This window comes from Alteromonas sp. KC3, from assembly GCF_016756315.1.
Classification (GTDB): Bacteria; Pseudomonadota; Gammaproteobacteria; order Enterobacterales; family Alteromonadaceae; genus Alteromonas.
Window position 1 is genome coordinate 1,164,893 of sequence record NZ_AP024235.1, and the last position, 12,364, is coordinate 1,177,256.

At 45.4% G+C, this 12,364-nt stretch carries 13 protein-coding genes; all 13 read left to right on the forward strand.

Features of this window, described 5'->3' with window-relative positions:
- Positions 1 to 18 precede the first annotated feature (18 nt).
- Positions 19 to 1,419 carry a flagellar biosynthesis protein FlhF gene (flhF, locus tag JN178_RS05175; RefSeq protein WP_202264198.1) on the forward strand — a complete coding sequence of 467 codons (1,401 nt, stop codon included), beginning with the start codon at positions 19 to 21 and terminating at the stop codon, positions 1,417 to 1,419.
- A 5-nt stretch (positions 1,420 to 1,424) separates the two neighbouring features.
- Positions 1,425 to 2,291 carry a MinD/ParA family protein gene (locus tag JN178_RS05180; RefSeq protein WP_159623477.1) on the forward strand — a complete coding sequence of 289 codons (867 nt, stop codon included), beginning with the start codon at positions 1,425 to 1,427 and terminating at the stop codon, positions 2,289 to 2,291.
- Positions 2,288 to 3,019, forward strand: a complete 732-nt coding sequence (locus JN178_RS05185) for an RNA polymerase sigma factor FliA (protein WP_202264200.1) — start codon at positions 2,288 to 2,290, stop codon at positions 3,017 to 3,019. The genes JN178_RS05180 and JN178_RS05185 overlap by 4 nt, the downstream gene beginning before the upstream one ends.
- A 36-nt stretch (positions 3,020 to 3,055) precedes the next feature.
- The gene (gene cheY, locus JN178_RS05190) at positions 3,056 to 3,439 is read left to right on the forward strand and encodes a chemotaxis response regulator CheY (protein WP_012517682.1); all 384 of its coding nucleotides are present in this window, start codon (positions 3,056 to 3,058) and stop codon (positions 3,437 to 3,439) included.
- 34 nt (positions 3,440 to 3,473) lie between these two features.
- Positions 3,474 to 4,229 carry a protein phosphatase CheZ gene (locus tag JN178_RS05195; RefSeq protein ID WP_202264202.1) on the forward strand — a complete coding sequence of 252 codons (756 nt, stop codon included), beginning with the start codon at positions 3,474 to 3,476 and terminating at the stop codon, positions 4,227 to 4,229.
- 12 nt (positions 4,230 to 4,241) lie between these two features.
- Positions 4,242 to 6,479, forward strand: a complete 2,238-nt coding sequence (locus JN178_RS05200) for a chemotaxis protein CheA (protein WP_202264204.1) — start codon at positions 4,242 to 4,244, stop codon at positions 6,477 to 6,479.
- 26 nt (positions 6,480 to 6,505) lie between these two features.
- A complete protein-coding gene (locus JN178_RS05205; protein WP_159623469.1) occupies positions 6,506 to 7,636 on the forward strand; it encodes a protein-glutamate methylesterase/protein-glutamine glutaminase in 1,131 nt (376 codons plus the stop codon).
- 25 nt (positions 7,637 to 7,661) lie between these two features.
- Positions 7,662 to 8,426 (forward strand): ParA family protein, encoded by a 765-nt coding sequence (locus JN178_RS05210; RefSeq protein ID WP_159623467.1) that lies wholly within the window; start codon positions 7,662 to 7,664, stop codon positions 8,424 to 8,426.
- A 6-nt stretch (positions 8,427 to 8,432) separates the two neighbouring features.
- Entirely contained in the window at positions 8,433 to 9,233 is an 801-nt protein-coding gene (locus JN178_RS05215) for a chemotaxis protein CheW (RefSeq protein ID WP_202264206.1), read from the forward strand.
- Positions 9,234 to 9,250: 17 nt separating this feature from the next.
- Complete coding sequence (locus JN178_RS05220; RefSeq protein ID WP_131092554.1) at positions 9,251 to 9,742, forward strand: chemotaxis protein CheW; 492 nt, start codon at positions 9,251 to 9,253, stop codon at positions 9,740 to 9,742.
- Between the two features lie 63 nt (positions 9,743 to 9,805).
- Positions 9,806 to 10,240 (forward strand): DUF2802 domain-containing protein, encoded by a 435-nt coding sequence (locus JN178_RS05225; RefSeq protein ID WP_202264209.1) that lies wholly within the window; start codon positions 9,806 to 9,808, stop codon positions 10,238 to 10,240.
- Between the two features lie 109 nt (positions 10,241 to 10,349).
- Positions 10,350 to 11,288, forward strand: a complete 939-nt coding sequence (gene metA, locus JN178_RS05230) for a homoserine O-acetyltransferase MetA (protein ID WP_202264211.1) — start codon at positions 10,350 to 10,352, stop codon at positions 11,286 to 11,288.
- A gap of 3 nt (positions 11,289 to 11,291) precedes the next feature.
- A complete protein-coding gene (locus JN178_RS05235; protein WP_159623459.1) occupies positions 11,292 to 12,359 on the forward strand; it encodes a homocysteine S-methyltransferase family protein in 1,068 nt (355 codons plus the stop codon).
- The last annotated feature ends 5 nt before the right edge of the window (positions 12,360 to 12,364 follow it).

Below are 12,364 nucleotides of genomic sequence, written 5' to 3' on the forward strand. Positions count from 1 at the left end.
GCGATTGGAGAGGTTGCAATGAAAATAAGACGTTTCTTCGGCAAAGATATGCGTGAGGCGTTAAGCCAAGTAAAAGCTGAGTTGGGTAGCGATGCGGTTATCATGTCAAACCGCAAAGTGGCTGACGGTATTGAGCTTGTTGCAGCTTACGATAAAGAGCCAGAGGCTAAGTTGTCAGTGCCAAAACCCGCCTCTAAAGCGCCCGGTCAGAAAGCTGTTCCTAGCTTAAGTGAAATCATCGGTGATGACGGCCCAGACAGTTTAAAAGCGCTACTTGAAAAGCAACATGGTTCAAGCGCTCAGCCGCAAAGCCAAAAAGATACCTCTGCCAATGCGCAACATGCTAATGAAATTGCATCGCACCTTAACTTTTCTGATGACTTTATTGATGAAGTTGAAGCTGCTCAGCCTCAACCTCAATCCCGTGCGAGCCGCTATGAGCAAGCAGATGCGTTTCCTTCACATCAAGCGTCAAGCATAGATGAAACTGCGCCTAATCAATCAGACGAACTTGCTCAGATTAAAGAAGAGCTAGCGTCACTGAGAAATGTTTTACAGTATCAGGTGGCTGATTTAATGGACGCAAAAAATAAGCGTCAAAAACCCGTTCATCAATATTTGATAACGCGTTTAACCGATATGGGCTTAAGTCATGCGCTTGCGACTCAGCTAATAAATTACACGCCTGCTCACTACAATGAGCGCGAAGCGTGGGTTTACCTTCTTAACCTATTGGCTAATCGCATAAATGTAACAGGTAACGATATACTTACCGCACAAGGCGCTGTTGCATTGGTGGGTCCTACTGGAACGGGAAAGACAACCACGGTAGCAAAATTGGCTGCGCGATATGCCCAAAAGTATGGCCCAGAATCAGTGGCAATGATCACCATTGATACGTACAGAATAGCTGCGTTTGAACAACTGGCTACTTACGGAAAGATAATTGGCTGTACAGTAAGAAAAGCACAAACCAGCGAAGAGTTAGCAGATTTACTTTTCCAACTGCGTCACAAGCGTCTAGTATTGATTGATACAGCAGGGTTTAGTCAGCGAGATAGCCGTTTGATTAAACAAATTAAGCAATTTGACAATGGTCAAATGCCACAAGTGAAAAAATATTTGGTAGCGCAGGCAAATACACAATATCCTGCACTGCAGAGAATAATTAAAGCGTATGATGAAATTGAACTAAGTGGCTGTATTTTCACAAAGTTAGATGAGTGCTACTCTTTAGGAGAGGTGCTTAGTGCTGCAGTTGAGTACCAGTTACCGGTTAGTTATGTCACCGATGGGCAAAAAGTACCAGAAGACATTAAGATTGCAGAAGCAAAATCTTTGGTTTCTGCTGCTGCAAAGCTTTATAAAAAGTACGGTTTGAATCATACTAGTAGTAACAACGCCATTAAAACAGCATAAGCAGTATGATTGACGACCAAGCGAGTAGCTTAAGAAAAATGAAGCAATCAAGGTTAATCAAAGTTATTGCCGTCACCGGAGGTAAAGGTGGCGTCGGTAAAACAAATATTACACTAAACACCGCCATTGCTATGGCTAAGCAGGGTAAGCGTGTAATGGTTCTCGATGCAGACTTAGGTCTGGCTAATGTCGATGTGATGTTAGGTCTTCGCGTCGAGAAAAATCTTTCTCACGTATTATCGGGTGAATGCACGCTTGATGAGGTACTCGTCACTGGTCCGCATGGAATCAAGATTGCGCCAGCGACATCGGGTACACAGTCAATGGCAGAGTTATCACCTACTCAGCATGCGGGTTTAATACGCGCCTTTAGTGAATTACGTTCACAAATTGATGTTCTCATCGTCGATACCGCAGCGGGTATCTCAGACATGGTATTAAGCTTTTCTAAAGCGTCGCAGGATATTATGGTTGTAGTGTGCGACGAGCCTACATCATTAACTGACGCTTACGCGCTGATCAAAATTTTGAATCGCGAACACGGTGTGTTTCGATTTAAAGTGGTCGCCAATATGGTGCGCGACGTGCGGGAAGGGCAAGAGCTGTTTAGTAAATTAAGTAAAGTAACAGGTCGATTTTTGGATGTTGCACTAGAATTAGTGGCAACTGTCCCGTTTGATGAAAATATTCGTAAAGCGGTACGCAAACAAACCGCTATCGTCGATGCCTACCCAGGTTCGCCTGCTGCCGTTGCAATTACTCAACTGGCTAACAAGGCATTGTCATGGCCAATCCCGGCTCAGCCAGGTGGTCATTTAGAGTTTTTCATTGAACAGTTGGTTGCAGAGAAAGCAGTAGGAAATCAGCGTTGAATAGCAAGGCAGCAGCTTATCAACAACAAACCGATAAGTCGCAGTTAGTCGAACGACATGCGCCTTTGGTTAAACGTATCGCTCATCACTTGATGGCGCGTTTGCCCGCTAGTGTACTTGTTGACGATTTAATTCAATCAGGCATGATTGGTTTATTAGAAGCTGCTCGCAATTTTGACGGCTCGAAAGGTGCGAGCTTTGAAACCTTTGCGGGTATTCGTATCCGCGGTGCTATGCTGGACGAGATTCGAAAAGGCGATTGGACGCCGCGGTCAGTGCATCGCAACGGTCGCGCGATAACAGAAGCCATTTCGCAAGTAGAAGGCGAGACTGGACGCGATGCCAGAGATTCTGATATTGCTGCTAAACTCAATGTGAGTTTGCAGGACTATCATCAAATGTTGAATGAAGTAAATGCTGGTAAGTTGGTTGGCATTGAAGATTTAGGTGTGTCTGAGGACGTTATTTCGACTGAACAAAATCGGGGTAGCGACGCACCACTTGAAGACTTGATGCAAGGTGCTTTCCAAAAGGCGTTAGCCCATGCGATTACAACATTACCTGAACGAGAAGCTATCGTGCTTTCTTTATACTATGATGAAGAGCTAAACCTACGAGAAATAGGTGAAGTACTTGATGTTAGTGAATCGAGAGTAAGCCAAATTCACAGTCAGGCCATGTTAAAACTCAAATCACGAATGAAGTCGTGGCAAGCTGACGAAGAATAGATATTAATAACAATTAACCCCTCACTGGAGGCTATTTTGGATAAAAGTATGAAAATTCTCGTGGTTGACGATTTTTCTACCATGAGACGTATCATCAAAAACCTACTTAAAGACTTGGGTTTCTCCAACATCCAGGAAGCGGATGACGGAAGTACGGCGTTGCCAATGCTACAGCAAGGCGACTTTGACTTTGTCGTTACCGATTGGAATATGCCAGGCATGCAAGGAATTGACTTGCTGCGTGCTATTCGTGCCGATGACAAACTGAAGCATTTGCCTGTGCTAATGGTTACTGCTGAAGCCAAGAAAGAACAAATTGTTGCGGCAGCGCAAGCCGGCGTAAATGGCTATGTAGTTAAGCCTTTCACAGCTGCAACATTAAAAGAAAAATTGGATAAAATTTTCGAACGTTTAGGTTGATCCAGACGCTCACCAGAGAAACGAGGTTTACTGGATGTCACCAAATGTAAACGTTCCGATTACATTGGACGAAGCTAAACAACTTGTTGCCTATCTTGAAGAGGGTGACAACGCTTCAGCCAATGCGCTACTTGAAGCAGCCTCAATGAAGGAGAATGTTGAGCTGTTTGCAGAAGTAGGAAAACTGACGCGTCAACTTCATGATGCGCTCAATAATTTTCAGATTGACGATCGCATTAAGAATCTTGCGACCGAAGATATGCCTGATGCACAGTCTCGTCTGACATACGTCATTGAAGAAACTGAAAAAGCTGCTAATACTACTATGGATGCAGTAGAAGCGAGCATGCCAATTGCAGAAACGCTCGCTGAGCGCATCGAGAAAGTGATGCCTGAGTGGAAAAAGCTAATGAGCCGCCAAATAGAATTAGGCGAGTTCAAAGCGCTTTGTGCAGATTTAGATAACTTACTTGAAGAAAGCGCAGAGCAATCAACTAAGCTCACACAGTTACTGACAGAAGTATTGATGGCACAGGGTTATCAAGATTTAACTGGTCAGGTAATTCGCCGCGTTATCGACTTGGTAAAAGAAGTCGAGGACAGCCTAGTAAACATGTTAACCATGTTTGGCGAGCGCGACGGTTCAGAACATTCTAAACCTTCTAGCGTTAAGGCCGATAAAAATGATGGTGTACAAGCGGAAGGCCCAATTATTGACGCGGAAAATCGCGATGATGTTGTTTCTGGCCAAGATGATGTAGATGATCTTTTGTCTAGCTTAGGTTTTTAGGGGAGCGGGCGCATGTCGTTTGATGTTGACGAGGATATATTACAGGACTTTCTAGTAGAAGCTGGAGAGATACTTGAACAATTACAAGAACAGCTCGTTGATCTTGAGAACAATCCAGAAGACGCGGATTTGCTGAATGCAATTTTCCGCGGCTACCATACTGTTAAAGGCGGAGCAGGGTTTCTATCCCTGACTGAGTTGGTTGAAATATGCCACGGGGCCGAAAACGTTTTCGATGTTATGCGAAACGGGCAACGTACACTCACGCCGGAGTTAATGGATATTATTTTGCAGGCCACCGATGTGGTGGTAGAGATGTTTGAACGTGTTAAAGCGCGTGATCCTCTAGAACCTGCAGATGCACATCTTGTCGACTTATTACACAAACTAAGTCGCCCAGAATCTCCTGACGAAAATATCTTTGGCGATACTGCACCCAGTGCAACTCAGCCTGCAGAGGTTGAGGATGAGCCTGAACTTGTTATTGAAGAGTCAGAGCCTACATCGTCGTCAAGTGACGGTGGTGGCATTGATGAAATCACTGAAGATGAATTCGAAGCCTTGCTAGATGAACTTCATGGTTCAAGTGCTCCCGGTCAGTCTGCACCAAAAGCGGCAGCGCCAGCGAAAGCCGCTGAACCTGCACCAAGCGCAGGCGGTGATAGCGATGACATCACCGATGAAGAATTCGAAGCGCTTCTTGACGATTTACACGGTAAAGGTCAATTTGGCGGTAGCGAAGATGCAGCACCTGCATCAGCACCTGCGCCAGCGGCACCGGTATCTGCATCAAGCGATGAAGAAATTACTGACGACGAGTTTGAAGCGCTACTTGATCAATTGCATGGTTCGGGGCAAGGTCCTACCAAACAATCGTCAACGCCCGCTGAGCCAGTGGTAGATAAAACGGCTACCGACGCGATTAACAAAGCGAAAAGCGAAGCGCCAGCAGCACCTAAGGCTGGTCCAGCGCCGCAAAAGGCTGCAGCAGCCGCTCCTGCTCCAGCGCCTGCTGGGGCAGCGAAGAAAGAAGCACCCAAAAAAGACGATAAAAAAGCCGCACCAGCAGCACCTCCGGCTGAGACTACAGTGCGTGTTGACACCAAGCGCTTAGATCAAATTATGAATATGGTCGGCGAGTTGGTATTGGTTCGAAATCGCCTTATTAGTTTGGGTATTAATAGCAATGACGAAAGTATGTCGAAAGCTATTGCTAACCTTGATGTTGTAACAGGCGACTTGCAAGGCGCGGTGATGAAAACCCGCATGCAGCCAATCAAAAAGGTATTTGGTCGATTCCCCCGCGTTGTACGCGACCTCGCTCGAAGCCTCAAGAAAGAAATTACCCTTGAGTTGGTTGGTGAAGAAACCGATCTAGATAAGAACTTGGTTGAAGCATTGGCCGATCCGTTGGTTCACTTGGTGAGAAACTCAGTGGACCATGGTATTGAAATGCCTGATGACCGCGCAGCGGCCGGTAAACCGCGCATGGGGACGGTTCAGCTGTCTGCATCACAAGAAGGCGATCACATCCTTCTTACTATCGAAGACGATGGTAAAGGTATGGATCCCGAAAAGCTTAAAGAAATTGCGATAAGCCGCGGTGTGCTTGATGCAGATGCTGCAGCTCGTATGTCAGACGTGGAAGCTTTTAATCTTATCTTTGCCCCTGGGTTCTCAACCAAAACTGAAATTAGTGATATTTCGGGCCGTGGTGTGGGTATGGATGTGGTTAAAACCAAGATTAACCAACTAAACGGTACCGTTAATATCGACTCGCAGCTTGGTAAAGGTACGCGATTAGACATCAAAGTACCGCTTACTCTAGCCATACTTCCAACCTTAATGATTGTGGTAGGCAAACAAACCTTTGCGTTACCGCTTGGTGCAGTTAATGAAATTATTAACATGGACATCAAGAAAACCAATACGGTTGATGGTCAGCTGACGATGATTGTCCGCTCCAAAGCTATTCCGCTGTTCTTCCTTGGGGAATGGCTGATTCGTGGTCCTAAGAACATCGATAAAGAAAAAGGACACGTTGTTGTGGTACAGATTGGAACGCAGCAAGTCGGCTTTGTGGTTGATGCATTAATTGGTCAAGAAGAAGTGGTTATTAAGCCGTTAGATGCGCTCTTACAGGGCACGCCGGGTATGGCTGGTGCGACAATAACATCTGATGGTGGTATTGCACTTATTTTGGATATACCGAGTCTACTGAAGCGTTACGCCCGTAAGCCCATAAAGTAGGGCTGTAATAATAGGAAAAGTAATCCATGGTCTTTAAAGTCCTGGTCGTGGACGACTCTACTTTCTATCGACGTCGAGTGAAAGAAATTCTCGATGCCGATAGAGAGTTGGAAGTAGTAGGCGAAGCGAGAAATGGGCGAGATGCGCTCGAGAAGTTAGAAACCCTCACTCCAGACGTAATAACAATGGACGTGGAAATGCCGATCATGGATGGAATTTCTGCGGTAAAAGCCATTATGGAGAAGCGTCCAACTCCTATACTGATGTTTTCCTCGCTAACCCATCATGGCGCGCAAGCCACACTTGATGCGTTAGAAGCGGGGGCACTCGATTTTCTGCCAAAGAAATTTGAAGACATCGCGCAAGATCGAAAAGATGCGACACGTTTATTGTGTACAAAAGTTCGTCTTATTGCGCGACGCGGTGTTGGTCTTAAACGCCCTGTTATGCGCTCTGTAGAAACAAGACGCCTTCCAGAAAATGCGCCTAAACCGGCTTTTTTTAGAAGTTCAGGTTTGTTGTCTGGCCGTAAAGACGCGGCAAAACAGCCAACGGTGTCTTCGGTAAGGCCAAGCGGCAAGCACTATAAGTGCTTAGCAATAGGTGCATCAACTGGAGGGCCTGTCGCGTTACAGAAGGTATTGTCGCCGCTACCTGCAGACTTCCCTTATCCAATTGTCCTTGTTCAGCATATGCCGGGTACATTCACGTCTGCGTTTGCTCAGCGTTTAGATTCCAATTGCAAAATAAGTGTAAAAGAAGCCGAAACTGGCGATGTACTTAAACCGGGACACGCGTACTTAGCGCCGGGTGGCAAGCAAATGATCATTGAATCTGCCGGTGTAAACAAAACGATTACCATTGTCGAAGCCAGTGCTGCCGATAAAGTAAGTTACAAACCCAGTGTTGACTTAACGTTTAGCTCAATTGCTCGCGCTTATGGCGGTGATGTACTTGGCGTAATATTAACAGGCATGGGCGCAGACGGAAGAGAAGGCTGTCGCACGCTTAAAGGTTTAGGGGCGACCATTTGGGCGCAGGATCAAGATTCTTGTGTCGTATATGGCATGCCTCAAGCTGTGGCGGTAGAAAATATATCGTCTAAGAGTATCAATATCGACGATATAAGTAGCTGTATACAATCTGAAATGCGCTAGACAAGCGTGTAATGGAATAATAGACATGAAAGTGTGGACGGTAGCAAATCAAAAAGGCGGCGTAGGTAAAACAACCACTACGGTAAGCCTTGGAGGGTTGCTTGCGCAAAAAGGCAAGCGGGTATTGATGATCGATACCGACCCTCATGCTTCCTTAAGCTATTACTTTGGTATCGACGCTGAAGCTTCAAGTCATTCTGTTTACGATATTTTTATTAAATCTAATAACATAACCGCCGATAACGTAATGGACTGTTTAAGTCCTACGAAAATCGACAATCTTTATGTCTTACCTGCAACCATGGCCCTAGCTACGCTTGATAGAACCATGGGGAGCGAGCAGGGAATGGGGCTAGTGTTGAAAAAAGCACTCGCTAAAATAGAGAACGAATTTGACGTAGCCATTATAGATTGCCCTCCAGTGTTAGGGGTCTTGATGGTGAATGCGTTGGCGGCTTGTCATAAGGTAATAGTGCCAACGCAGACCGAGTACCTTGCATTAAAGGGGCTCGATAGAATGATACGCACGATGGAAATAATGGGGCGTTCACTAGATAAAACGTTTGATACCATTATCATTCCAACGATGTTTGATAAGCGCACCAACGCGGCTTTGGCATCAAGAAAACGGTTGATGAATGATTATGGCGAGCGGGTTTGGCATGGTGTTATTCCTGTTGATACTCATTTCAGAGATGCAAGCTTAGTTCAGTTGCCAATTTCGGCGGCGTATCCCAAGACGCGCGGTGTATCGGCTTATGCAAAATTATTAAAAGTGCTGGAGAAGTAACAAAGAATGACCAAGCAATCGCCTTTTGCCCGTGAAGACGTCATGGAGGCATATCTTGATAGCCTACTAAAAGAGCCAGAAACACCGGAAGATGTTACTGCGCGTACGGCTAGATTGCTTGAGCAAGCATCCCAAAAAATGGCCGAAGAGGCACTAAGCGCTACCACGCGCTTTCATACAGTGGATGACGAGCAAGAGAAAATTGTACAAGACGTTACCTCATTTTTAGCGGAACCAGAACAAGAAAGTAGCCACAGTGATGAGCAAGTTCCCGTCACTGAAACGCGTTCTCAAGAAGACGAAAAGGCGGGCGAATATGTAGCGCCTGCAAAAATACCACTAAAGGATAGTCTCGGTTCTCATTTCCAAGCGTTATTCTTTGAGGTTGCAGGTTTAACATTAGCAGTACCTTTGACTACACTTGGAGGTATTCATCAGATTGAAAAAATTGGCCCATTATTCGGCAAGCCTGATTGGTTTATGGGTGTAATGTTGTACAGAGAGTCTAAACTGAATGTTGTTGACTCAGCAAAATGGGTAATGCCAGAAAAATATGACGAAAACCTCGCACAATCGCTAAACTACCGATATCTTATAATGTTAGGTGAGAGTGCGTGGGGATTAGCGAGTGAAAAGCTCGTTAATACGGTCAGTTTAACAAGTGATGACGTTAAATGGCGCGAGTCCACAGGTAAGCGTCCTTGGTTAGCCGGGATGGTTAAAGAAAAAATGTGCGCGTTAATTGACGTTGAAGAATTAATATCTATGCTTAACAAAGGCTTAGGCAGTAACGACCAGACGCCATAGTATTGGGAGCCAGGTTCATGAGCGACAAAAGTACAAATAACAATGCCACTGACAGCAACGACGAAGTCCTTCAATGGGTAACGTATCGCTTAGGTGAAGAAACTTACGGTATTAATGTAATGCAAGTTCAAGAAGTATTGCGTTATACCGAAATAGCCCCTGTACCCGGTGCACCTGATTATGTGCTAGGTATTATTAACCTGCGCGGTAATGTGGTTACTGTCATTGACACACGCGCCCGCTTTGGGTTGCCACCCACTGAAATTACCGATAACACACGTATTGTCATTATCGAATCTGACGAGCAAGTGGTCGGTATTTTGGTAGATAGTGTTGCTGAGGTGGTTTACCTGAAATCTTCTGAAATCGACAGTGCACCAAATGTTGGCACTGAAGAAAGCGCTAAATTTATTCAGGGAGTGAGCAACCGCGATGGCGAACTCCTTATCCTTGTTGACCTGAATAAGCTGCTTAGCGATGAAGAATGGGATGAGCTAAGTAACATTTAGTAATTTAAGGCACTAACTTACACTGTTAGTGCCTTTTTTCATTTCTTCAAAGGTTTTATGCCCATGGATTGGCAGCTTGTAGCGCCTACCGCAATTGACTTAATTCTGATAGTGATCATTGGCATACTTGTGTTGATGGTTGGGTTTTTGACAGTGAAGCACAACCGTCTTCGTGCCGATTTAGATAACCTGGCTGCATCTCATAGCGCTGAATTATCGCGTATTGAAGCCCTCGCTAATAGTGCAAATAATCAGCAATCGGAAGCGCAGGCGCGGAGTTTAGTGATTACCCGCCACCTTCAATCGTTAGATGAAAAACAAACGGAGTTAGAAAATCAACTTCGTGAACAGAAACTGCAAGACCCCTCCTTAAGGCTTTATCAGCGAGCAGCCGAACTCGTTAAACAAGGGGCAAGCATTGATGAAATCATTGAAGCTTGTGATATCCCTCGTGCCGAAGCGGAAATGTTGATGATGGTTCATCGACAAACGCCATAAAGCACCATACTACTTCAAAAGGGCGTTTAGACGTCTAGACGTAAAGATGTTGACATCTTCTTGGTAATAGTCACAATACAGTCATAGCGTTTTATGACTGGAGCCTGTTATGCCAATACGTATTCCTGAACAATTGCCCGCACAAAATGTGTTGTTAGGTGAAAATATATTCACCATGGATATGGATAGAGCGGCAAATCAGGATATTCGACCTCTTGAAGTGGGCATACTTAACTTAATGCCAAATAAGATTGAAACCGAAGTACAGTTGCTTCGTTTGCTATCTAATACGCCACTTCAGATAAATGTCGATTTAATTCGTATAGACAATCAAGCGCCCAAAAATACACCACAATCTCATATGGACGCCTTCTATCATGACTTTTCAAGTGTTGCGAATAAGAAATACGACGGCTTGATTGTAACCGGGGCTCCGTTAGCACTGCTTGATTATGAAGAAGTAAAGTACTGGGATACCATGACCACCATACTCGAATGGGCACAACGTCATGTGAATTCTACGCTATATTTATGTTGGGCTGCCCATGCTGCCATGTATCACTTTTATGGTATCACGCGACAGCTTCGCGAAGAAAAGTTCTCAGGCGTCTATCGGCATCAGGTTAATGACCCTCATAATGAACTATTACGTGGTTTTGACCCCTCGTTTTACGCACCACATTCTCGCTACGGTCATATTGACACTTGGCAGTACAACAGTGTTGATGGTTTGAGTGTAGTGGCAGAGTCGGATGAGGTGGGTGCCTATATTGTGGCATCAGATGATAAGCGCATGGTTTTTGTAACGGGACATCCTGAATACGACCCAGATACGCTTAAAGACGAATATTTTAGAGATATCGCCGCGGGCCAGACGCCCGCGATTCCCAAGAACTACTTTGAAGGTGATGACCCGTCGAAATCGCCTATTGTCCAATGGCGTTCTCATGGTAGTTTGTTGTTTACTAACTGGCTAAACTATTACGTTTACCAGACCACCCCGTATGATCTTAATCAGCTTGCTGAAAAATCACAGCCAAAGAGGTAGCACGTGAGTCACAAGATAGTTTCTAGCGCTAGAGCAACGCTCAGCGAGGCTGCTAAAAAACGCATTCTTATTTTGGACGGCGCAATGGGAACCATGATCCAGCGTCACAAACTGGAAGAAGCCGACTATAGAGGTAAGCAATTTGCTGACTGGCATTGCGATGTTAAAGGCAACAACGACTTACTCGTCATTACTCAGCCTGACATTATTTATCAAATACATTGCGACTACTTCGAAGCGGGTGCCGATATCATTGAAACCAACACGTTCAATGCCACAACGATTGCAATGGCAGACTACGACATGCAGGCCCACTCTCGCGATATTAATTTAGCGGCTGCACGCTTAGCGCGAAAGGCGGCAGATGAATATACTGCGAAAACACCTGATAAACCGCGATATGTTGCGGGGGTGCTTGGTCCAACAAATCGAACTGCGTCTATATCGCCGGACGTTAACGACCCCGGTAAACGCAATGTCACCTTCGACGAACTAGTAGAAGCGTACAGCGAATCAACCGAAGCACTTATTGAAGGCGGTGTTGACCTTATCATGCTGGAAACTATTTTCGATACGCTTAATGCAAAGGCGGCTGCGTACGCAGTTGAAACGGTTTTCGATAAGTTGGGAACATCATTGCCCGTGATGGTGTCAGGCACTATCACCGATGCGTCTGGTCGTACGTTATCAGGACAAACTGCTGAGGCGTTTTACTATTCAATGCGCCACATTAACCCGTTCTCATTTGGTCTCAACTGCGCACTTGGCCCTGATTTATTAAGACAGTATGTTGATGAAGTAGCGGCCATCAGTGAATGCCTAATTTCAGCACACCCTAACGCTGGCCTACCGAATGAGTTTGGTGAGTACGACATGGAAGGCCCTGAAATGGCCGAACACCTAAAAGAGTGGGCACAGTCGGGCTTGGTGAATATTGTGGGCGGATGTTGCGGTAGTACACCTGATCATATTCGAAAAATTGCGCAAGCAGTAGAAGGCGTGGAACCGCGCCGTATTCCTGAATTTGAACCCAAAATGCGTCTGTCGGGCCTAGAGCCGTTTGTACATTAGGAGGC